Below are 22,717 nucleotides of genomic sequence, written 5' to 3'. Positions count from 1 at the left end.
ATAACTGCGCTACCTATTAGCGCAGGAGGGGGGACGTATGTCTTTTAATAATTTAGCAGTACAAACTATGAGCACATCTAAGTGGGAAGATAAATTTAAAAACTGGTCAACAGGGCCGGGTAAAACAGAGCAAGAGCGCTGTGAAAACGCCATTAATATGATTAAGAGCGCAATAAATGCATCTGAAAAATTAAAGAGCAAGTCGATAAAAGTTTTCTTGCAAGGATCTTATCGAAACAAGGTAAATGTTCAGGCCGACTCTGATGTTGACGTTGGTATTGTTTGTTCTGATGTCTTTTTTGGAGATTACCCGAAAGGATACAACAGAGACTCATTCGGTTATGTAGCTGCATCTTACACCTTTAATGATTTCAAAAATGATATAGAGGAAGCCTTAATTGAAAAGTTCGGTAAAGCTGCGGTAACACGTGGTAGCAAAGCATTCGATATTAAGGCTAACACCTATCGAGTTGAAGCAGATGTTGCCCCTTTTATGGATCATAGACGTTTTAAAGCGGATGGTAGCTATATTACAGGTGTTCAACAATTTTCAGACGATGGTAAAAAAGTCATTAACTGGCCTGAACAACACTATGAAAACGGTGTTAGTAAAAACACTCTTACTTCACGAAGATATAAACGAACAGTACGTGTCTTAAAAAAATTAACTAATGAAATGACCGCAAATGGAGTTGAGGATGCCAAAGGCATTCCGGGCTTTTTATGTGAGTGTTTGATGTGGAATGTACCGAATCATTACTTTAGTTCCGCCTCATTTTATGATGTTTTACGCAACGTGATCATATACCTTTACGAAGAACTAGGAAAAGAGTCTTCGGATGAATGGGGTGAAGTGAGTGAACTAAAATATTTATTTGGACCAAACCAAAAATGGACAAAACAACAGGCTCGTAAGCTATTAGTAGCAGCATGGAATTACGTTGGGTACGAGTAATGAAAAATATAGTACTCAAAAGCACCATTTACGTTTTAATTGGCGTGTCCGCGCTAATCTGGTTTGGATTAGCTTGGGCAGGTGATCTAAACCTATCATTGGCTAAAGATTTCTTTAGCCTTGTACCTAAAGTTGTTAGTGCAGACCTTTTACTTATCGCCGTTTTTGTTAAATGGGGATGGAAATTTAAAATTTTTAGAGGCTGGTTAGTACCGTTTCCCGACCTAAATGGTACTTGGGTTGGTTACGTATACTCTAACTGGGTTGATGAAGCGACAGGTAATAAAATAGCACCTATTCCTGCAATGCTTACCGTTAAACAAACATTTTTTACAACATCATATGTTGTTCGAACATCCGAAATGCAAAGTGACTCCTATGTTGAGGGCTTTTTAATTGACGAGCAACGTCAGCAAAAAGAACTTACTTACAGTTATACAAGCAAACCACGCGTTAGTTTGAATCACCGAAGTAACCCTCATGACGGTGCATGTGTCTTGTCTATTATTGAAAGCCCCAAGCGTAAACTAAAGGGCCGTTATTGGACTGAGCGAAAAACAACAGGCGAGCTGATATTTGATTTCTACAACGATGGTTTACTTGAAGAACTGCCCGAAGAATACAGTGAGCATCCAAAAACTGAGTCTGAAAATCAGAGAAATTAACATAATTGGCTAATAACGTTGTACCGGAAAGTATTACACGACATATAATTTAATTACTGCTTTATTACTTAATAAATTCTGGAAAATATAATTTCCAGAATTAATTTATTTGTATAATAATTGGTAATTATTCAAATTTCTGGAAATGACGTGTATCGCCTGAATAACTTGAGTTTCCAGAGTTTTTCCAGAAGTTAATGTCAAGAGTATAGGTGGACTATGCGATAGTGATTGCTTTTAGCAAAATGCTCACATCAGGTTAGATAATAAAAAACGAGTCAAGCAGACTCGTTTTTTATTGGGAGAATTTCAGGTGCGGTTAAAACCGAGTGCTTTATACTGAATGGTATTACTCTTTTTTAATCGATAAAATATAGTTCGCTATTTTTTTACGTTCTTCTAGCGTTAAAAAATTATGAGCAGGCATCAAATGTTGCCCCCATTTGCCAGAACTACCGGCAGCAATGGTGTTAGCAATATACGCTTGAGCATCGTCTTGTTTACCATATTTTTCCGCTATTTTAACAAAGGCGGGACCAACTGATTCACTATGTTCAGTATGACAAGCAACACAGCTGTTATCTTTAGTCGCTTGTTTTCCTTGTGCAAGAAGTAAACGGGCTTGGTGATCTAAGCCGTCATCTACTTGGCCTTCTTCAGCAGGTGTTAATTCTTCCGCTTGGGGTAACTCGCCAGCGGTAAATTCAATAATGCTAAGCGAGGCATTCGCTTTATTTGGCCACCATTGGCTACCATATTCTAAAACCCATAGGTGACCATCAGCGGTTATTTTAAGGTCTAGTGGGCCAGCTATATTTAAGTTTGAGCCTAAATCTTCTATTTTAATGACATCGTCAAATTCATCGACAGTAACTACTTTTATCCAGCTACGCATAAAGTCACTGATAAATAATTTTCCTTGGTAATAGCTTGGGTAAGCTAAATTATCACCTGCCGGGTAAATACCAGCGACTAAAGCATTTCGTCCGCCTTGGCCTAGCTCAGGAAAGCGAGATGATCGGGCATACGGATACCACAATAATGCTGGCTGAGCCGGTGGTAAGGTTTTTAATCCGGTATTACGTGGAGAAAAATTTTCAGGAGCGAGTGGATTAAAAAGCTTGCCGGTTTTTTGGTTTTTATAATCATACATACGATAAGGTATATTATTAGCCAGTATGGTTGGCCAGCCAAAATTACCTGCTTTAGTTACTTTGTTGATTTCGTCGTAGCCACGGGGACCAAATTCAGCGGTGTCTTCCTTACCATCTGGCCCGATATCACCATAATATAAATGACCGGTTTGATTATCTATGGCGATGGTATACGGGTTACGAGTACCCATCACATAAATTTCAGGTTGTCCCTGTTCTTTTGAAGTAAATAAATTGCCGCTAGGAATGCTATAACCGCCTTGATGATCAGGCGTTATACGTAAAATTTTACCGCGTAAATCTTGGCTATTAGCCGAAGTTCTTAAAGCGTCATGATATTTTCTATCAGCAATATTACTCATTGGTCCTGAGTCATTTGATTCAAAAGGGTTAGTATTGTCACCAATAGCAATGTAGAGGTTGCCTTGGTTATCAAATTCTAAGTTACCGCCGGTGTGGCAACAGGTATTATCAAATGGAATTTCAAGCAGCACTTTTTCTGAGTTGATATCTAAGGTTTTATCAACCACGTTAAACTGAGAAATCCTTTGAATAAGTTCATGCTGGCCTGATTGGTCAGCAATGTCATACATTAAATAAATTAAGCCATTATTTGCAAAGTGTGGCGCTAACGCTAAGGCGATCAAACCAAATTCAGATTTTTCGTTTTCGCCAAATACTTCAAATTTTGCCATGGTATGTTGGCTGTTACTGGCAATATCTAACCAAATGAGTTTGCCATTGCGTTCAGTGATAATGGCGGCAGAGTTATCGGCGGTTAGGTCAAAACTGACCGGTTCAATAAAATTGTCTCCAACAACACGACGGCTAAAGCGCTGAGGATTTGGGCGTGATTTTGAGTAATCTAGTGCTTTTTGCTCACCTAGGGCATAACGTAAGCCACCCGTTAAATGCTCTAAATAGATGGGATTTTTATAGGTTTCAATACTGTGGCCAATACCAGTGTAAAACACTCTACCACCATCAAATTCGTGAAACCATGAAAGTGGATGATATACACCATTGTCGCCTCCCTGATAGCTGCGTTCATCAATGGTTAACAGGTCATGACGGCGATCAGATAAGTCGATAAAGTCATACCATTCATCGGTAATTGAAAATTTCTCTGGCAAGTTAGCTGTGGCTGGATGACTATTATTGACCACTCGTATTTTGGCGGTTTGTACATTGGATGGGTCACCAGGGTGCGATTTAAATACACCACCTACTAAACGACGATACCAGTACCAATTACCTGCTTGCTCAGTATCTGTTGCGGAATGAATACCAACAAAACCACCACCGGCTTGAATATAGCGTTCCATAGCAATTTGTTGTTGTTCGTTTAATACATCACCGGTGGTATTAACAAAGACGATGGCCGCGATATTTTTTAAATTTTCATCGTTAAAAGCATTGCTATCTTCCGTTATTACCGCGTTTAAACCTAATTGCTTAGTTAGCTTACTAACCGTTTCTACCGCGACCGGAATCGAATCATGCCGCCAACCGGTTGTTTTTGAGAAAATTAATACCGTGTTTATATTGGCTTGCGGGCTGTTTGAGGTTTTGTGATCTTCAACCGGTGCTTTAATTGATGATTCTGATTGATTGCAGGCAGCAAGAAATAACGGCAAACATAAACACAAGAGATAATTTTTTAGTTTAATTTTCATAAAGGCATAACTCGCTGAATATAATCGTAATAGTGTAGTTCAACCACAGTAATATAGATTAGTTCAATAACCAACCAATTCATTATTACGAAATCTTTTATCTCTATTGCTTAATCTTGAAATTTGTATGTTTTTTAAGCTTTGTGATGTGAACTTGCAATTGATAATAATTTTATTGATTTATCAAATTCTTCCTATAAAATGCAAGGCCAATCATTTTTGGTCTTTTTAGATAAAAACAATAATCATAAGATCATTTAATTACCCAATGTAGAAGGAATTACACTTTGAACTCAAAACCGTTCGCTTTAGCTTGTCTGTTGTTGTCAATCGGCTTAACAGGCTGTCAAACCACTCAAACCCCTTATGAAGTTAGTTCTTTAGATCAGTATAAAAAAGGCCGTTCCAGTAACTTTTATAGTTTAGGCGTTACTGAAGAAAAAGTTAACGATCGTATTTATCACGTTACTGTGAAATTAGCGGGAACCAGTAGTCAAGAACGTGCCAAAGACATGTTTTATTTACATGCGGCTAACCTAACAATGAACAATAACTTTGAAAAATTTGTTATTGAAAAAAGAAAGGGTGGCAGATGGTGTTATGTGACAAAAACTTATTATGGCGGGCAGAAATCAGCAGACGAAGCCGGGCCGATGTATTCTGGGTTTGTGTTGTTAATGAATGATAAAAAAGAAGTGACTAGTAAGCAAAAAGTACATATTGCAAAAAACATTAAAAAAATAGCAAAGCCAAAGGTTGAGGCGAAAATTGACGAAGCAACCATGTTAAAAAACGAAGAGCGTTATTTAACTGCTTGTGAAAGTAAGTAAAGGATTATATTAATGAATTTTATTAAATGTTGTTGTTTAGGTATTGCCATGAGTATTGTTGGCTGTGCTTATCATCCCGCGCCTTATCAAGTCGTTGATTCGTTACCGTACAAACGTGGCTATATGAGCGGTTTTTATAAAGAAGGCGTTACGGAAGAAGTGGTTAAAGCCGAGCACTATTACAAAATAACAGTGCGGCTTGATAATGGTAGCAGTAAAGCTCGCGCGAAAAATATGTTGTTATATCATACGGCTAAATTAGCTCAAGCTAATGGCGTTTTAGCTTTTACCATCAAAAAAATTAATAATAGTGTTTGGTGTAGTTACTCTAAGTTTGGTGATAAAAATCCTTATATCGCTGATAGTGGCTCAAGCGCAAGTGCTTTTATTACGCTGATTCAACCGACAACCCCTGAGGAAATGTTAGCTAGGCCAACCTATCAAGCGGCTGAAATGATTGCGCAATATGAACATAATGTCTTGCAAGGGGAATCTAAAGCCGACGCTGTAATTAACCGTAAAGCAAATGAAGAAGAATGTAAGGCGCGGTTTAATGATTCTTAAAAAATATTTTATTTCAATGGCTTACATATAAAATAAAAGCCACTATTATTCATAGTGGCTTTTTTATGTGACTTTTTTAAGCAATCTCATTGTGATCTTGACTTGTTTTTCGTGAATATAAATATCTATATAGATAAAACGGTTTAGTTAACCTGAACTCGGGATAAGAAATTAGCTAACTATATGAAATACATATGATTTTATGTTTCCTCTGTTCTAGCTTGATGTTTTTTCTTAGTACAAGGCAAATTTAAGCGCCAATAGCGAGCCTCGGCTTTGGTTCAAACGTCGCTCTACCTTCCCCATCCATGGGGGCGTATTGCAATTAAATTTAACGTAGTAATAAGGAAAAACAGCTGCTAGAAAGCAAGTTGTTATCCCTAATTCAGGTTATTTATATTCTACGGTTTAATTAGCTATTTTTTTACATGATTGCCTGATCATTAAGTTACACGGGATCATAATTTTATGGCTTACCTTATCTTTATTATTAATATTGTTTAATAATACTTTTGTGGCTTCAGCCCCTATTTTATATGACTCTTGTTTGATAACCGTGATCGGTACTTTAAAAAATTCAGCCATAGGTAAATCATCAAAACCTAATACGGAAACATCATCGGGTATTGCAATATTGCGTTGATTTAACTGGCTAAGCAATTCCGTGGTTATAGCTAAATGTTGGCTGAAAAAGGCAGTTGGCGGATTATCTGTAGCTAGCATTGCTAATGGCGATTGCTGAAAGCCGCTTGCTCGGTGCCAATATTGAATTAAATGTTCATCTAATGGTAGGTTATGTTTTTCAAGTGCAGCGGCATAACCTAAGTAGCGTTCAGTTCTTGATTTTACCGTTTGAAAATCTTGCGTTAGAAAACATATGCGTTGATGACCAAGTTGAATTAAATATTCAGTGGCATCAAAGGCCGCTTGTCGGTAATCAGAAACAATTATATTTTTTTCATTGCCATCATATTCAATTTGAAATTGAACTATGGGTAAGCCTTTTTCACTATATTTATTGATAAGTGGCGCATTTTGTCCTGACGAGGCAATAATAATGCCGTCTACCCGTAATTGATATAATGATTCTAATGCCCGTGCTTCAACGGCGGGATCAAAATCGGTATTGTAAATAACCACGTTGTATTCACTGGTTTTACAGTAGTCATCAATACCGCGAATTGTTCTACTCGTGTAATAACCGGTCACATCTCTAACGATAACTCCAATGGTTTTCGTCTTATTTGTTTTCAGGCTTTGTGCTATTGGGTTAGGCACATAATCTAACTCTTTAATTGCTAGCTGAATGCGCTCTTTTGTTGCTTTTGACATGTAATCAAAACGGCCGTTAAGGTACTGAGAAACTGTGCTTTTTGAAACACCAGCGCGTTGAGCAACGTCAATTAGTTTAATTTTTACCATGCTATGTTTATTAGAGGAACACCAAAAATGAAGTGTTGACATAGTGCAACATTATGGTAATTTATTCAACTAAACCGGTTTAGTAAATGTTTTTTAAGTGAGGCCAAGGTTGAAAATTAAAGAAATCAAAGTGGTGGTTTGTAGCCCAGGTAGAAATTTTGTCACCGTAAAGGTTATTACTGACGAAGGCATTTATGGTATTGGTGATGCAACACTCAATGGTCGTGAAATGGCCGTGGTTACCTATTTAGAAGAACATATTATTCCTTGTTTGATTGGTCGAGACCCCAACGACATCGAGGATATTTGGCAGTATTTATATAAAGGTGTTTACTGGCGTAAAGGGCCGGTAAATTTAGCCGCCATTGCCGGTATTGATATGGCACTTTGGGACATTAAAGGTAAACGAGCGGGCATGCCTGTATATCAATTGTTGGGGGGCAAAAGCCGCAAAGCAGTTACCTTATATGCTCACGCAAATGGTGAAAGCATCGATGATACTTTAGATAAAGCACAAACACTTATCGACCAAGGGTTTAAAGCTATTCGATTACAATCAGCTATTCCGGGCTTAAAAGTGACCTACGGCGTTTTGGGAGATAAAAAAGATTATTTTGAATTACAAGGTAACCGCCCATTGCCACCAGAAGAAGAATGGTCAACACAAAAGTATTTTAATTCTATTGTTGAATTATTCCGTCAAGCAAGAGCAAGATTTGGTCATAATGTTGAGCTATTGCATGATGTTCATAGCCGCTTAACACCAATTGAGGCGGCACGCTTAGGTAAATTATTGGAAGAATTTAATTTACTGTTTTTAGAAGATGCAGCGATTGCGGAAAATCAAAATAGCTACCAAGTGATCCGTCAGCACACCACAACGCCTTTGGCAATTGGTGAAACCTATAACACCATTTGGGAATGCAAAGATTTAATTCAAAATCAGTTAATTGATTACGTTAGAACTGCAGCAACTCATGCTGGTGGTATTACTGCATTACGCCGAATTGCTGATTTTGCCAGTATTTATAATGTTAAAACGGCACCGCATGGCGCACCGGATCTTTCTCCAATTTGTTTTGCTGCCCATATGCATTTAAATATTTGGACACCAAATTTTGGTATTCAAGAGTTTGTTGGCTTTGGTAACGAAAAATCTCAACAAATTTTCAAACATAATTACACCGTTAAAGATGGTATGGCTTATATCAGTGAAGCGCCGGGCTTAGGTATTGATTTTGATGAAGAAGCGGCAGCTAACTATCCCTATAAACGTTCTTATTTGCCGGTTAGTCGTTTAGAAGATGGCACAGTTTGGAACTGGTAAAAGTTGAGCTTAACAATAGCTAAATTAATGAATAATAAACTATTAAAGCATTAGGAAAGATCATGAGTAATAAAGTTAAAGTATTAGTACACGGTACGGGGTTTGCGGGACAAGGGCATGCTGAAGCCTTTAGATACGCGGGTGCTGAAGTTGTTGGTATGGTTGGAAGAACCGAAAGTGTTGTTAAACAAGTGGCTCAAGATACGGGCATTCCCTATGCAGGTACCAATTGGCAACAAGCGCTAGTAGACTGCAAACCTGATGTAGTGTCTATTGCAACCCCAGGTGGTGCCCACGTTGAGCCAATCAAACAAGCCATCGGCGCAGGTTGCCATGTATTTTCAGATAAACCGTTAACAGCTGACGGCAGCACCTCAAAAGAATTATATGACTTAGCCGTGGCCAAGGGGGTTAAAACCGCTTTTGCTTCAAGCTTTAGATATATGCCAGAAATATTACACGCTAAACGGCTAGTGGCTGCGGGCGCTATTGGTGAGCCGTTAGAAGTGGAATGTATTTCACATTTTAATTTAGAACGCGATATTCCGTTTGGCTGGTCACACCGCCAAGAAGATGGTGGTGGCCGTTTAAATAATAATTTTACCCATATGATGTCGATAGTGACTTCAGTAGTTGGTGAGAAAATATTATCTATTATGGGGGAAGTACGTGATGATTTAGGGCGAGCGCCAATTGTTGAAGGCGTGCATAACTTCAAAACTCGTCGTGACTTTATTCCTGAAGACATTAATGACCCTGCGTTAAAATGGGGCGAGTCTAATGTTGAATGGTCTTATAACGTTTTAGCGCAGCTAGAAAGTGAATTTGCTAAAAAACCGGTTTCGGTAATGTTTAAACATGGTGGTTTACACCCACGTTTTAACGAAGATCATATTGTCTTTTATGGTAGTAAAGGCGCGATTTACATTAAAGGTCATTATGGTGCGGGTCCTCTTTATTTATATGGTGAGCACAATGGTGGTAATGCTAACGAGTGGCTAGAGCAAGCATTACCAGCAGATATTGCCGCCGACATTCCTGACGTTGAGGGCGATACCGAGCGAAACTGGCGTTACCTAATTCGTGAAATGGTGAAAGATATTCAAGGCGAAGATGTACCGCCGTATCAAACCTTTAAAGAAGGTAGCCAATATCAGCAACTTATCGATTTAATTCGTAAAAATGATTATTGGGTAGACGTAAGTAAACTTTAATTAAAGGGTAATAACATGATCTATGATTACGCAGTAATAATTGGTTATTTCCTTTTAGTTGTTGGTATTGGTTTTACCTTCAAAAAAATGGCAGCCAAATCAACCAGTGACTACTTTCGTGGTGGCGGCAGAATGTTGTGGTGGATGGTTGGCTCTACCGCCTTTATGTCTCAATTTTCTGCATGGACCTTTACTGGTGCTGCCGGCAAGGCTTTTACCGACGGCTTTGCGGTTTGTTTAGTGTTTTTTGCTAATACCTTTGCTTACTTTTGTGGTTGGGCATATTTTTCTTATCGCTTTCGGCAAATGCGTGTTGATACCCCAACCGAAGGTATTAAGCGCCGCTTTGGCAGTCAAAATGAATTGTTTTTCTCATGCGCCTTAATTGTTTTTAGCTTTTTAAATGCGGGTATTTGGTTAAATGCTTTAGGGGTTTTTACCAGTGCAGTGTTTGAAGCGGATATTAACCTCACCATAATTGTTACAGGTTTGTCGGTGTTGTTTATTTCTGTGCTGTCGGGTGCCTGGGGCGTTGTTGCCTCTGACTTTGTGCAAACCTTAGTTGTGGCTGTGGTGTCTATTGCTTGTGCTATTGTTGCCCTTGTGATGGTAGGTGGCCCAGTTGATCTTGTTAATAACTTCCCATCAGACTTTATTATGGGGCCGGACATGAATTATGGTTTGTTGTTAGTAGGAACTTTTGTCTTTTTCCTTGCAAAGCAGCTTATTACCATTATGAACCTGAATGATTCTTTTCGTTTTTTAAATGCTAAAGACTCCGACAATGCGCGTAAAGCCTCATTACTTGCTATGGCATTAATGGGCGTCGGCAGTATTATTTGGTTTATTCCACCTTGGGCATCAGCCATCTTATATCCAGATGCAGCGGTAGCATATGCTGATTTGGGAAATAAAGCGGCTGATGCGGTTTATTTAGTTTTTGCTAGAAACGCCATGCCGATTGGTACTGTTGGGTTATTGTTAGCGGCATTATTTGCTGCTTCGATGTCGTCAATGGATTCGGCGTTAAACAAAAACTCAGGGATTTTTATTCGGAGTATTTATCAGCCGTTTTTAGCTAAACGCAATAAGGTGGTTGACGATGCCTATTTGTTAAAAATGGGTAAGTTATTAAGTTTGATCAGTGGCTTAGCGGTTATTGTTATTGCATTATTTTTTAAATCATTGAAAGAGCTGAGTTTGTTCGATTTGATGATGTCTTTTTCGGTGATGATCCAAGTACCAATTTTAATTCCTTTAATCTTCGGTTTATTTATTAAGAAAACGCCACAATGGGCACCATGGTTAACAGTAGTTATTGGTTTATTTGTTTCTTGGTTTGTCATGAATGTATTAACACCTGATGTGTTTGCAGGGTTTATGGGTATTGAGTTTACTGCGCGTGAAGCAACAGATATGAACTTGATTTTAACCATAGGCGCACATTTAGTGATAACGGCGGGTTTCTTTTGTTTAACGTCATTATTTTATAAAGAAGAACAAGATCAATATAAAGCACAAACTGATGCGTTTTTTAAAGATTTAGCTACTCCGGTTATTGCTGATAATGAGCAAGACGATTATGACCGCCAACAACGTAATAAACTCGGCTCTATGGTTATTTATATGGGCATAGGGGTGAGCTTAATGATGCTGATCCCAAACCCGATGTGGGGAAGGGGTGTCTTCTTATGTTGTTCACTTACTATTTTAGTAGTTGGTGTTATGCTCAAAAAAAGTGCCCAGCCAAAATTAAAGCATGAAAAAGTGAATAAGCTAGAAGGGCTTAGTTAATGAAACATGTGTTTGCTGTTGTATTCATCCTGTGTTCTCTGGCCTGCCGAGCAGAAAATACAACGCCCGCTGTGCAATTAACTCATGGTGTCGATCAATCTGCCGGCGGTGTTGCTGCATATATTGTTACCATAACTAACGCTACTTTTTATCTTGAAAAAACCGGCGGTGGTTTATCAAGTATTGTCGATACTAATGGTGTGGATTGGCTGGGTTTTCACCCCAAACAAGGTTCAGGTCATCAGGGTGAATATCGCGGTTTTCCTAATGCCATACATAAGCAAGATGGTAACTATTTTCATGCCATGAATTCAGCTACCGATATGTCGAGCTCGGTGGTTGATTTTGTCAATAAGCAGCATATACGCATAACATTTACCTCAGAAAATGAACAGTGGCAAGGACAATGGGATTTTTATCCAGAGCGTTGTGATTTTACGATGAAAAAAGTTAGCGCAGGCTACAAATACTGGGTGCAATACGAAGGCGTTCCAGGGGGTGAGATGGATAAAAGTGATTTTTGGTATGCATCAGTTGATCGCCAAGTGCATGCTATTGATGAAGTTTTTTTAGGGGATTTACCGGCACCAGAATGGATAGCTTTTGGTGATGTCAACTCAACGAGAATGCTTTATATCTTGCATCATGAAGATGATAAGCAACCTGACAACTATGTCAGTAGAGCCGACATGACAGTGTTTGGCTTTGGTCGTCAACAAAAAGAAAAATACCTTGATACACCACAAACATTTTCTATTGGCTTTGTTGAGTCAGTTGTTTACAACGAGGTTGAACGAGCCGTTCATGCACTACTGGATTAACGCTGCAGAGTTAACAACAATTTTATGAGTGCCGAGCATAAAGCGGCTAACGCTTTTTATTTACGTAAAAACCTCTCATTAGCATGGCCTTTGGCGTTAAATGCGTTATTGATGCAATCAATGTTGATCATCGACATTTTAATTGTTTCTCCACTTGGCGAAGTTGCGCTAGCAGGCATGGGGATTGCTACCACTATTATTGCCTTTTTTATTGGGCTGCAATTTGCGCTAGGTAATGGTACCCAGCTTATTATTGGTAGAATGTTTGGTGCCAACAATACACAAGGTTTATTTAGCGCGGTATCTTGTGGCTTAGTGATTAACGTGTTGGCAACATTAGGTTTTGTTTTAAGCCTGGTCTTTTTTAGTGATGGTTTGGTGGCTATGTTAACCGCCGATAGTGCCATTGCTGAGCAGGTTGCTCGTTACTTGTCAGTCGCTCAATATATTTTATTGTTTAATGCCGTAACCCAAGTGATCACTGTGTTGTTGAATGGGCAGGGCAATACCAAAACACCGTTAAAAATATACTTGATAGAGTTACCGGTTAATGCCTTGGTTAGTTATCTCTTAACCTTTGGTATTGCTAGTTTGTCGTTTAATGGCTTAGGTTTGATTGGCGCTGCTTTTGGTAGTTTAGTGGCAATTGTGTTGCGCCTCACCTTGCTGTGGCTGCATATTAAAGATCAGCCTGTATCTGCAGCATTTCAGCTTAAACCGTTATGCACCGCTAAGGTAATAGGGCAGCATTTTCGTGAAATATTACCCGTAGCAACAAACTTTCTGGTGTTGTCGGTGGGAAATACGGTTTATCAGTTATTATTTGCACAGTTAGAATTAGCTTCTTATGTTGCCATTACTTTGGTCTTTCCTTGGCTGCGAATTGCAACGCAGTTTATTGTCGCGTGGGGACAAGCGAATGCTATCACGATCACCCAAGCCATAGGCCAAGGTAATACGGCTGATGTGCAGCCACTGATCAAGAATGCAATTAAACTAGGGATGTTGCTTGCTATTATTGTGGCAGCGGCACTTTATGGTTTTAGCTTAATGGCAGCCTTTATTTACCCGCATGTTGAACTAAGTGTTCTACAAGCTTTAACTATTATTATGCCTTTGTACGTGATGTTACCCTTGATCCGTACGTTTAATACTATTGCTGGTAATTGCTTGCGAGCCATTGGCCAAAGTGTGTATGTACTGAAAGTACATGCGATTACTCAATGGCTAGTAGTTTTACCTTTATGTGCCTTATTGACCTTATATTTTCAACTACCATTGTTTTGGATTTTTGCTTTATTGTTATTGGAAGAACTGCTGAAAGCGCTGCCGTTTTATTTAAGATTGAAGACGTTGCCTAGGGTTAGTTTATCTTTGTTTAATAATTCAGCTGAAAGATAAAATCGTTTTAATCAAGGCTGAAATTATCTAGTTTAGTCATCTAAACCAATAATTTTAACGCCGAGTAAAGCGATTTTAGCCTCAGCCCTCAGTGCATAGTGCAATGGCTATTTTTTGCGCTAGCTGCATTAGAATTTCACTCATTTGGAATTCACGCATTTGGAATAAGCAAACAACCTTCATTCTGCTTTGCTATCACTTAAAATAGCCTATTGCTGAAAATATAAACAAAGTTCAACAGACCCTAGGTATTTTTAGCGGCTATTTTTTGTAAAGTCGACAAACCTTCTTCTTGTAAATATTGATGAAATAATTCCGCTAAAATGGTTTGGTGTCGATTTTTAGCTCTTACCAAATACCAATGATTTTTAATGGGAAAATGCTCAACATCTAACCTTACTAAACTTGTATCTTGCATATAATCTAAGGTATGACTACTTAAAATAGCTAAGCCGAGATCTGCGGCAACGGAATGTTTAATTGCTTCGTTGCTTTCAATGGTCATTTTGGCGTTTAACTTAAATTTATGCTGCTTACAAAAATCATCAATTGAGCGCCGTGTACCTGAGCCTATTTCTCTTAATAAAAACGGATAATGTGATAAACGATTTAAGCTGATTGGCATTTTTTTGGTTAATTCGTGGTTTGCTGGCGCCACTACCACCAAGGGGTTGTCTAAAAAGGGTTCTGCAATAACATTATCAGATTCAGGGCATTGGCTGAAAAAATAATAATCATCTTTATTTTGGTTAAATCGGTTGATCATTTGCTGGCGATTGCCAACTTTTAATTCGACATCAATTAATGGATAACGCTTACAAAACTGCCCTAACAATATCGGTAAGAAGTATTTAGCGGTTGATACCACAGCAAGTTTTAAAACACCGGCTTTAGCACCTTTTAAGTCATCTAATTCTATTTGTAGTTTATTCAGTGAAAAGAACATTTCGCGCGCGGTTTTTACTGTCGCTTCACCCGCTTCTGTTAACGTTATATGGCGACCATTAACTTGAAATAAGGTGATACCAAATAGCTCAGTTAAGTTTTTTAATTGAATAGAAACAGAAGGTTGTGAGATATGCAAGGCTTCCGCAACCCGAGAAATATTATTATGCTCAGCAAGTGCCAGTAATATTTGTAATTGCCTAAGGGTTGGCATTCTAGTCATTATTCAATTCTCGCCACAGCGTTTACAACTATAAGTATATATAAATATTTATACTTATAATAAAAAATATATATTTTTTATTATAAGGTGGTTTGATTAATATTAGCCACCTTATTATTTTCATCTTTAACCATAAATTGTCGTTTTCTTTCGAAGCGGTTTAATTTTTATAGGTATTATCATGTTAGAAAACATTCAACAGAATGTCCGTGAATTGGGTATTTTATTAGGCCAAACAATTGCTGGCGATCAAGGTGAGCAATGGCTTGAAAACATCGAAAAAATGCGTTTGCAAGGGCGTGATATTGCCGCTGGCGATTTATCTGTAGTTGAACAATTACAAGAAAATATTGCCAATTGTTCAGAAGCCGATTTATTAATTTATGCTCGCGCTTTTAGCCAGTTTTTAAACTTAGCCAATGTGGCAGAGCAGCAATACACCACTAGCCCACAAGGCTTAGACGAATTAGACCATGCTCATCCGTTAGAAGATTTAAAAGATAAATTAGGTGATGTTTGCCCTGACAAATTTACTCAAGCCTTAGAAAAATTACATATTGAGTTAGTACTTACTGCGCATCCAACAGAAGTAAATCGTCGTACTTTTATTCATAAATACAATCAAATTGCGGGTGAGTTAGATCATAACAATGATGCTTCATCTCCACGTATTGCTGAGCTTGTTGAACAGGCTTGGTATACCGATGAAATTCGTCAGCAAAGACCTACTCCATTAGATGAGTCACGTTGGGGTTTAAATACTATTGCCAATAGTTTTTGGTTTGCAGTACCTAAATTTTTAAAAGAGTTAAACCAGTTAAGCCAAGATATTACCCAAAAAGATTTACCGATTGATTATAACCCGATAACTATGGGCAGTTGGATGGCTGGTGATCGCGATGGTAACCCGTTTGTTACTGCCAAATTAAGTGAGCAAGCGTTATTAAATGCACGATTAATTGCCGCCAAGCTTTATCTTACTGATTTTGAACGTTTGTATTTAGAGCTATCGATGCGTAAAGCATCAGAAGAATTGCTTGAAGCCGATGTTGATAATCTTGGTCCGTATCGTCAACAGTTACAGCAAGTAATTGAACTATTAAAAGTCACAATTGAACAGCTTAAACAGGGCAAAACAGACGGTATATTAAACCACTCAAATCAACTGAGAGAGCCATTAATTGCTTGTCGTGATAGCTTATTAGCCGTGGGCTTAACGCATGTGGCTAATTCGTTAGTGTTAGACATGATCCGCAAAGTAAATTGTTTTGGTATTTCGTTAGTTAAACTTGATATTCGCCAACACAGTGAACGCCATGACAGTGCGCTAGCTGAAATTACCCAAGCGTTAAACATGGGGGATTATAATGAGTGGAACGAACAACAACGCCAAAGCTTTTTAATACAAGAGTTACAAAACCCACGCCCACTTTTACCGAAAAAAGCATGGTCGGCTGATACCCAAGAAGTATTAGACACTTTTGCTATGATAGCGCAGCAACCGTCTGAATTATTTGGTATTTATATTATTTCAATGGCAAGTAATGTTAGCGATATTTTAATTGTTAATTTATTAATGAAAGCGGCAGGTGTGCCGTGGAAAATGCCAATTGCGCCATTATTTGAAACCTTAGAAGATTTAAATAATGCCCCGACCGTAATGGCTGAATTATTTACCATTGATAGCTACAAAGAATATTGTGAAGAATCGCACTATGTGATGATTGGTTACAGTGATTCAGCCAAAGATGCCGGTGTATTAGCGGCTACTTGGGGTCAGTATCAAAGCCAAGAAAAACTAGTGGAAGTGTTTGTTGAACAAAACATTGAGTTAAAATTATTCCACGGTCGTGGTGGTACAATTGGTCGTGGCGGCGGTCCAGCACATGATGCTATTGCTTCACAACCGCCAGGCACTTTAGATGGTGGTTTACGAGTAACCGAGCAGGGTGAAACTATTCGTCATAAATTTGGTTTACCTAACTTAGCAACACGTAGTTTACACTTATATGCGTCGGCCATTTTAGAATGTTTGGTAACACCACCACCAGCTCCAAAGGCTGAATGGCGACAATTAATTGAAAAAATGGCGCAAGACAGTTGTGATATTTATCGTTCGTACGTACAAACTAACGAAAATTTTGTTAAATATTTCCGACAAGCAACACCAGAGCAAGAGTTAGCCTCATTACCTTTAGGCTCTCGCCCAAGCAAACGTAAATCAGACGGTGGTATTGAATCTTTACGTGCAATTCCGTGGATTTTTGCATGGAGTCAAAATCGCTTAGTTGTACCAAGTTGGTTAGGTTTAGGTGGCGCAATCGAAAAAGCCGCGCAAGAAAACAGTGCCTTAATGCAAGATATGTTAGCGCAATGGCCGTACTTTAAAGCTCGAATTTCATTAACTGAAATGGTTTATACCAAATCAGACAGCCAAGTTTCTAGTCTGTATGATGAAGCCTTAGTAAGCGATGATTTGAAATACATGGGTAATGATTTACGAGTACAACTTGAAGCAGATAAGAAGACCTTGTTGAATTTACTTTCACAAGACAGCTTACTTGAAAGTGATCCATGGAATGCCAGCTCATTTGAATTACGCAGAGGTTATTTATCACCACTACACTTAATTCAAATAGAAGCCTTAAAACGTTTACGAGCACAGCCTGAACACCCTGAAAATGAACAGTTGTTGATGGTAACTATGGCAGGTATTGCTACAGGTATGCGTAATACTGGTTAAAGTAAAGGCTGTTTAGCAAGTTTGATAGCATAAGGGCGAATAATTCGCCCTTATTTTTTGGCAATTTATCAATCTGAAAATTGATTGAAAGCTTTAGGCTTGATATCACTTTTTACATTTTATCTGTTTTTACCCCTACGCAATTGTGCGTTTACCAAGTAAAATAGCGCCATGAAAGCAATAATCTGTAACCTTTATGACTAACACGCTAACAGAGCAACCGCCATTACTTAATTCTGAGACTAAAGTGGCTATTATTGGTGGTGGGGTTGCTGGTTCAACCATTGCGCTGCGCTTTGCCGAATTAGGTATTGACACTACGCTGATTGAAAAAGGGCCAAGTTTAGTTAATGGTCCGCCAATTTGTCATTTACATGCGGGTGGTAATTTATACCGAGAAATATCGGATGAACAATGTCTTACTTTATTGCAGCAATCGATAGACACGGTCAAAGTCTACCCTCATAGTGTTAATATTAGGCCCACGGTGATTGCATTACCGCTGACAGATCAAGGTAAACCGGCAGATTTATTACCACGTTTAGAGCTGTTACGCGCTAAATACGCAGCATTAGTTGCCCAAGATAAAAGCAATAAAGTTTTGGGTGAGCCTGAAGATTATTTTCGATTTTATTCTCGTGCCGAGCTTGAAAGTTTACGTGAACAACCAATCCCAACTTACGCTCAACAAGAAAGTGATTGGTTAATTGCTTTTGCACAAAAGGTTGATTTAGCGCGTTTGCAATTCCCCGTTTTATTAGTACAAGAATATGGTTTGTCGGCATTTCGTTTTGCGGCAATAGCCAGTTTAGCGATAGAAAAACTGCCGAGTTGTCATTTACAAAGCAATCAGCAGGTGATTGCGATAACCCCAAAAACCAATAGCCAAGGTTGGCAAGTGGTTACTCAAGATCGCTTAACCGACGCCATAGCGCATAACGATTATGATTATGTTATTAATGCTTGTGGTTTTAAAAGTGGTGAAATTGATGACATGTTAAGTGCTAAACGCCAACGTATGGTGGAGTTTAAAGCGGCTTATGTTGCGCATTGGCCGCAATGTCAGGGGTTGTGGCCGGAAGTGGTATTTTATGGCGAACGTGGCACACCACAAGGTATGGCACAATTAACGCCTTATCCTGATGGTTATTTTCAACTGCATGGCATGACACAAGATATTACTTTATTTGACCAAGGCTTAGTGGCAAGTTGTCAACAAAGTGCTCAGCCTAAATTAGCCGATAAATTTATCGATAAAATAGATAAACATTGGCCAGAGCAGTTAGTTAATCATCGCACCTTAGGCTCAATTGAACATCTTGCGCAATTTATTCCTGCTTTTAGTAGCGCTGAAACTGCCGCCGCGCCACTTTTTGGTGCCCAACAAATTCCAGGTAATGATCCTGAGTTACGGGCAGCGGATGTTTCTTTTCATGGTAAAAATTACGCTCGTGCTGAAATTGTTAAGGCTTCATCAGCCTTGGCGGCAGCTGATGCTATTTTAGCGAATTTAGTTACAGCAGGCTTAATCTCGTCAACAATGATAAGTGATTATTTAACCCATCATTATTTTCCAATAACGTTACAATGTACTGAAGATGAAGTGACTCAACGGGCAATTATTTTAGCTGAGCAGCGTAATTACCCTAGCGCCTTGGCAAAAAACTTCTAATGGTCTGCTGTTAATAATACATTCGTTAATTCACTAAAAGTATCAAAACATAGATCAGGGTTAGAATTCGTAATACTTTCACCATAATTATAACCATAGCTTAAACCGATACTTGCTATGTTGGCTGCTTTAGCGGCTAAAATATCATTTTTAGAATCCCCAATCATCCAACATTGCTCGGCGTTGACATCTAATTGTGTTATTGCATGGTATAAAGGCGCTGGGTGTGGTTTTTTCTCTGCTAAGGTGTCGCCACCAATCAACAACTCAAAAGTATTGTCAAGGCCTAAACCCGTTAAGATAGGTTGAATAAACACTGCCGGTTTATTGGTAATTATAGCAAGGCGAAAACCAGCTTTTTGTAATGCTTGTAAGCCATTTTTTACTCCTGGATATAAAACAGAATCAATGCATAAACATTGCTCATAATGTTTTAAGAAAATTGCTAGAGCATCTTGAACCAGCGCGTTATCGAGTTGAGGGTTAATATTGGCTGAGCCTGATAAAGCACGCTCAATTAATACTTTCGCACCATTACCAACCCAATGATGGATTGTTTCACCATCAAATGTTTTACGGCCTAAGCTTTCAAGTGTTCTATTAACGGCTAATGCGAGATCAGGAGCACTGTCTACTAAGGTGCCATCAAGGTCAAAGAGTAATACATTTTTTTGTTGTAACATCAAAAAATTCTCAGTGGGAAATAAAGGTAAATTTATTACGTTATTCTATCACTCTAACGAGTTGGCTTCATGCTGAAATACTTACCGTATGAATTGAGTAGGGCTCATTTTATTGTTTTAATTTTTTTTAAATAAAGCTTGTACATGCAAATGATAATGATTACTATTTACTTATTGGTTGGGCAAGGCAATTTCACCAAGTTACAATGTCCAACTAATGACGGGAGTTAGTACAGTAATTATGTTCCAGGACGCATAATTACTGCACCCTCTTTTATGATATGAAGAAGCGCTAGCCGATTTTGTTTTCCTAACGACAAAGTCGGCTTTTTCATATCTAAGATAAAAGGCAAATGGGATATTTTTAACCAAGCGGCGCTTAATAAAAATAGCCTTGCTTATGATGACTTAATGAAAGGGCTGGAAAGTGAATTTGCGCGTGTTATGCAACAGTTTTAATCTTGATTTGTTAACATTTCGCTAAGTTTATTCAGCGTATTTAAATTACGGCCTGTTGCCGGTACCGCCAAGCACTGTTCAATTTTGGCGACTAATTTAGAACGACCGATACCATCAGGGGCATAAAGATAAAACACGTTATCAATCAGTTCATATTGCTCGGTATTTGCCGCTAACGTGGTTAGTTTATCATGATCTATTTTCGGTGGTGTTTGACAAAAATAAGCATGAACATACTTGCCTTCGTATTCTGAATACGGATTATTAGCGGCAGCAGTGTGAAAATCTGCTTGGCTTAATACCATAATGTCAGGGCTAAAACCAAAATGTTCTTTAATTAATTTAGCAATACTAGCACTAGGGTGAGTTTGGGAATTCAGCACAATATTGCCACTTTGAATATAGGTTTTAACGTCCTGAAAACCGTTATCAGTTAATAAGGTACTAAGTGCTTTCATTGGTAGTAGGTTATTCCCGCCAACATTTACACCTCGTAATAAAACGACGTAAGTATTCATAAGTACCTCAAAAGTTTATATTTATGCTAGTTTGATGTTTTTTCTTATTACAATCAAATTTACCCTAGTCATAAGCAAAACTACAGCCTGATTTATATTGAAGATGATATTAAAAAATTATGATGCTAACTTAACATTTGGCTTATAACTTAAAGGTGCTTTCTATGGAAAAGATAATATTTTTATGTACTTTGATAATAGCCTCAATAGGCGTAGTGGCGGCAGATGAAATGACAACAAAAAAAGAAAAGCATACCTTTGTGCTGGTTCATGGCGCATCTGGTGGTGGCTGGGATTGGCAAACGGTTGCTAAACAGTTAACAGCCAAAGGGCATACTGTTTATCGACCAACACTGACGGGCTTAGGCGAAAAATATCACCTTGCTAGCCCTGATATTAACTTAACGACACACATCAATGATGTTGTTAATACCATTATTTTTGAAAAATTGCATAATATTATTTTGGTTGGCCATAGTTATGGCGGTATGGTGATCACAGGGGTGATGGATCGGCTCCCTGAACGCATTCAACATGTTACTTTTTTAGATGCTATGGTGCCAGATGATGGGATGTCAGTAACTGATATCTTTCCATTATCACCTGATCGTAAGGTGATTAATGGCCAAATCTATTTTCCATGGCTTGATGAAAATGCGCCTTTACCGCGTGATTTACCTCAGTCGTTAAAAACCTTTACTGAGCCTGTTTCATATAAAAATCCAATCGCTAAAAAGTTAGATGTTACTTATGTTGCTTTTGTGCCTCAAGGTATGAGCGAAGCCGAGCGTGCACAAGACCCTTCTTGGCAACGCGCAGTTCAGCGCCAATGGACGATCCGAACCTTTGCCGGAGATCATGTAGTTTATCGGGTAAAGCAGGGTGAGTTTTCTGACTTTCTTGAGCAAACCGTTAACGATAAAAATGGCCTGTAATTGGCGAGTTTGGGTTATTTTTTCACTGGTGGACATAAAAAAGTGAAGGTAGCGATACCTTCACTTAGCTTGCACAAATTTTTTGTTACAGGATCTTTTTGTTAACTAACAATTTAGTCCATCAGAGCTGATTGATTAATCTTGGTCTTGCTCTTGTTCTTGGTTTTTTTTATGTTTTCTTTCGCCTTTGTGTTTTCTCTCACCTTTTTCACCTTTGTGGTGTTTGTGCTTTCTTTTCATGCCAGATTTTAGCGCTTTAAGCTCAGTTTTTAAGTCTTCGTTGTTTTCGATATATTCTTTAACTTTAACTTTTTGAGCTTCACTTTTTGCCTTTAATTCAGCACGTTTTGCTTCAAATCCGTCTTTGTCGCCAGAGTCTTTTAGGGCTTTTAAGGCTTCGCGATCAGCTTGCTTTTCTGCTTTATTAAGATCGATTTCGTCTTGTGTGATATAGCCATTTTCTAGCATGTGCTTGATCACGATATCTTTACCAGGAAAGTCCATTCTATGGCCACGTTTAACGTCTTTTTTGGCTATTTTCATCGTTACGTCATCTAAATTATCGCCCGCGCTTACATTAAAGCCGGAGATTAACGCTAATGACATTGCAATTGAAATTATTTGTTTTTTCATTATCTTACCCTTCTTGTTTAAGTATTAGTGATTAAGTATTCAGCGCTTAATAACCTGTCATGGCTGAAGACAAAATGTGTTTA

General features: G+C 38.4%; 18 protein-coding genes. 12 read left to right on the top strand and 6 right to left on the bottom strand.

From position 1 onward, the window contains the following. Positions 1-37 precede the first annotated feature (37 nt). Positions 38-955, top strand: coding sequence for a nucleotidyltransferase domain-containing protein (locus ACSLUO_RS08105; protein WP_448247810.1), 918 nt, complete (start codon positions 38-40; stop codon positions 953-955). Further along, positions 955-1,620, top strand: coding sequence for a Cap15 family cyclic dinucleotide receptor domain-containing protein (locus ACSLUO_RS08100; protein ID WP_448247808.1), 666 nt, complete (start codon positions 955-957; stop codon positions 1,618-1,620). The genes ACSLUO_RS08105 and ACSLUO_RS08100 overlap by 1 nt, the downstream gene beginning before the upstream one ends. Positions 1,621-1,969: 349 nt before the next feature. Here the strand turns inward: ACSLUO_RS08100 and ACSLUO_RS08095 are convergent, their stop codons facing one another. Beyond that, positions 1,970-4,450 (bottom strand): ThuA domain-containing protein, encoded by a 2,481-nt coding sequence (locus tag ACSLUO_RS08095; RefSeq protein ID WP_448247806.1) that lies wholly within the window; start codon positions 4,448-4,450, stop codon positions 1,970-1,972. Positions 4,451-4,737: 287 nt separating this feature from the next. On the opposite strand from ACSLUO_RS08095, the gene ACSLUO_RS08090 reads away from it, so the two are divergent. Continuing rightward, a complete protein-coding gene (locus tag ACSLUO_RS08090) occupies positions 4,738-5,280 on the top strand; it encodes a hypothetical protein (RefSeq protein ID WP_448247804.1) in 543 nt (180 codons plus the stop codon). Positions 5,281-5,292: 12 nt separating this feature from the next. Further along, complete coding sequence (locus tag ACSLUO_RS08085; protein ID WP_448247802.1) at positions 5,293-5,844, top strand: hypothetical protein; 552 nt, start codon at positions 5,293-5,295, stop codon at positions 5,842-5,844. Between the two features lie 408 nt (positions 5,845-6,252). Here the strand turns inward: ACSLUO_RS08085 and ACSLUO_RS08080 are convergent, their stop codons facing one another. Then, positions 6,253-7,266: a LacI family DNA-binding transcriptional regulator gene (locus tag ACSLUO_RS08080; RefSeq protein WP_448247801.1), complete on the bottom strand. Its 1,014-nt coding sequence runs from the start codon at positions 7,264-7,266 to the stop codon at positions 6,253-6,255. 109 nt (positions 7,267-7,375) lie between these two features. On the opposite strand from ACSLUO_RS08080, the gene manD reads away from it, so the two are divergent. The 5 genes from manD (at position 7,376) to ACSLUO_RS08055 (ending at position 13,823) form a co-directional block, all read left to right on the top strand. Further along, a complete protein-coding gene (manD, locus tag ACSLUO_RS08075) occupies positions 7,376-8,593 on the top strand; it encodes a D-mannonate dehydratase ManD (protein WP_448247799.1) in 1,218 nt (405 codons plus the stop codon). 62 nt (positions 8,594-8,655) lie between these two features. Then, on the top strand, positions 8,656-9,807 hold the full coding sequence (locus ACSLUO_RS08070) for a Gfo/Idh/MocA family protein (RefSeq protein ID WP_448247797.1): 1,152 nt from the start codon (positions 8,656-8,658) through the stop codon (positions 9,805-9,807). A gap of 15 nt (positions 9,808-9,822) precedes the next feature. Then, complete coding sequence (locus tag ACSLUO_RS08065; RefSeq protein WP_448247795.1) at positions 9,823-11,601, top strand: sodium:solute symporter family transporter; 1,779 nt, start codon at positions 9,823-9,825, stop codon at positions 11,599-11,601. Continuing rightward, positions 11,601-12,422 carry a hypothetical protein gene (locus ACSLUO_RS08060; RefSeq protein WP_448247793.1) on the top strand — a complete coding sequence of 274 codons (822 nt, stop codon included), beginning with the start codon at positions 11,601-11,603 and terminating at the stop codon, positions 12,420-12,422. Before ACSLUO_RS08065 ends, ACSLUO_RS08060 begins: the two co-directional genes overlap by 1 nt. Before the next feature lie 24 nt (positions 12,423-12,446). Further along, positions 12,447-13,823 (top strand): MATE family efflux transporter, encoded by a 1,377-nt coding sequence (locus ACSLUO_RS08055; RefSeq protein ID WP_448247791.1) that lies wholly within the window; start codon positions 12,447-12,449, stop codon positions 13,821-13,823. 244 nt (positions 13,824-14,067) lie between these two features. On the opposite strand, the gene ACSLUO_RS08050 is transcribed toward ACSLUO_RS08055, so the two are convergent. After that, a complete protein-coding gene (locus ACSLUO_RS08050; RefSeq protein ID WP_448247789.1) occupies positions 14,068-14,991 on the bottom strand; it encodes a LysR family transcriptional regulator in 924 nt (307 codons plus the stop codon). A gap of 181 nt (positions 14,992-15,172) precedes the next feature. On the opposite strand from ACSLUO_RS08050, the gene ppc reads away from it, so the two are divergent. Both ppc and ACSLUO_RS08040 read left to right on the top strand, forming a co-directional pair. Further along, on the top strand, positions 15,173-17,734 hold the full coding sequence (ppc, locus tag ACSLUO_RS08045) for a phosphoenolpyruvate carboxylase (RefSeq protein ID WP_448247787.1): 2,562 nt from the start codon (positions 15,173-15,175) through the stop codon (positions 17,732-17,734). Between the two features lie 196 nt (positions 17,735-17,930). After that, entirely contained in the window at positions 17,931-19,406 is a 1,476-nt protein-coding gene (locus ACSLUO_RS08040; protein WP_448247786.1) for an FAD-dependent oxidoreductase, read from the top strand. Here the strand turns inward: ACSLUO_RS08040 and ACSLUO_RS08035 are convergent. Continuing rightward, entirely contained in the window at positions 19,403-20,092 is a 690-nt protein-coding gene (locus tag ACSLUO_RS08035; protein ID WP_448247784.1) for a phosphoglycolate phosphatase, read from the bottom strand. The two genes, ACSLUO_RS08040 and ACSLUO_RS08035, sit on opposite strands and share 4 nt — an antisense overlap. A gap of 452 nt (positions 20,093-20,544) precedes the next feature. After that, a complete protein-coding gene (locus tag ACSLUO_RS08030) occupies positions 20,545-21,066 on the bottom strand; it encodes a DUF1697 domain-containing protein (protein ID WP_448247783.1) in 522 nt (173 codons plus the stop codon). 164 nt (positions 21,067-21,230) lie between these two features. On the opposite strand from ACSLUO_RS08030, the gene ACSLUO_RS08025 reads away from it, so the two are divergent. Then, positions 21,231-22,001, top strand: coding sequence for an alpha/beta hydrolase (locus ACSLUO_RS08025; RefSeq protein WP_448247781.1), 771 nt, complete (start codon positions 21,231-21,233; stop codon positions 21,999-22,001). Positions 22,002-22,136: 135 nt separating this feature from the next. On the opposite strand, the gene ACSLUO_RS08020 is transcribed toward ACSLUO_RS08025, so the two are convergent. Then, positions 22,137-22,634 (bottom strand): hypothetical protein, encoded by a 498-nt coding sequence (locus tag ACSLUO_RS08020; protein ID WP_448247780.1) that lies wholly within the window; start codon positions 22,632-22,634, stop codon positions 22,137-22,139. Positions 22,635-22,717: the final 83 nt, after the last annotated feature.

Source organism: Thalassotalea agariperforans (assembly GCF_053470345.1).
The sequence above is the reverse complement of the archived record's forward strand: the minus strand, read 5'-3'. Positions and strand labels throughout refer to the sequence as shown.

Bases quoted from the DNA above. Each gene is read 5' to 3' on its own strand.
- ACSLUO_RS08105 (WP_448247810.1), top strand. From the start codon at position 38: ATGTCTTTTAATAATTTAGCAGTACAAACTATGAGCACATCTAAGTGG.
- ACSLUO_RS08085 (WP_448247802.1), top strand. From the start codon at position 5,293: ATGAATTTTATTAAATGTTGTTGTTTAGGTATTGCCATGAGTATTGTT.
- ACSLUO_RS08080 (WP_448247801.1), bottom strand. From the start codon at position 7,266: ATGGTAAAAATTAAACTAATTGACGTTGCTCAACGCGCTGGTGTTTCA.
- ACSLUO_RS08060 (WP_448247793.1), top strand. From the start codon at position 11,601: ATGAAACATGTGTTTGCTGTTGTATTCATCCTGTGTTCTCTGGCCTGC.
- ACSLUO_RS08020 (WP_448247780.1), bottom strand. From the start codon at position 22,634: ATGAAAAAACAAATAATTTCAATTGCAATGTCATTAGCGTTAATCTCC.
- ACSLUO_RS08070 (WP_448247797.1), top strand. From the start codon at position 8,656: ATGAGTAATAAAGTTAAAGTATTAGTACACGGTACGGGGTTTGCGGGA.
- ACSLUO_RS08030 (WP_448247783.1), bottom strand. From the start codon at position 21,066: ATGAATACTTACGTCGTTTTATTACGAGGTGTAAATGTTGGCGGGAAT.
- ACSLUO_RS08065 (WP_448247795.1), top strand. From the start codon at position 9,823: ATGATCTATGATTACGCAGTAATAATTGGTTATTTCCTTTTAGTTGTT.
- ACSLUO_RS08095 (WP_448247806.1), bottom strand. From the start codon at position 4,450: ATGAAAATTAAACTAAAAAATTATCTCTTGTGTTTATGTTTGCCGTTA.
- ACSLUO_RS08025 (WP_448247781.1), top strand. From the start codon at position 21,231: ATGGAAAAGATAATATTTTTATGTACTTTGATAATAGCCTCAATAGGC.
- ACSLUO_RS08055 (WP_448247791.1), top strand. From the start codon at position 12,447: ATGAGTGCCGAGCATAAAGCGGCTAACGCTTTTTATTTACGTAAAAAC.
- ppc (WP_448247787.1), top strand. From the start codon at position 15,173: ATGTTAGAAAACATTCAACAGAATGTCCGTGAATTGGGTATTTTATTA.
- ACSLUO_RS08050 (WP_448247789.1), bottom strand. From the start codon at position 14,991: ATGACTAGAATGCCAACCCTTAGGCAATTACAAATATTACTGGCACTT.
- ACSLUO_RS08040 (WP_448247786.1), top strand. From the start codon at position 17,931: ATGACTAACACGCTAACAGAGCAACCGCCATTACTTAATTCTGAGACT.
- ACSLUO_RS08100 (WP_448247808.1), top strand. From the start codon at position 955: ATGAAAAATATAGTACTCAAAAGCACCATTTACGTTTTAATTGGCGTG.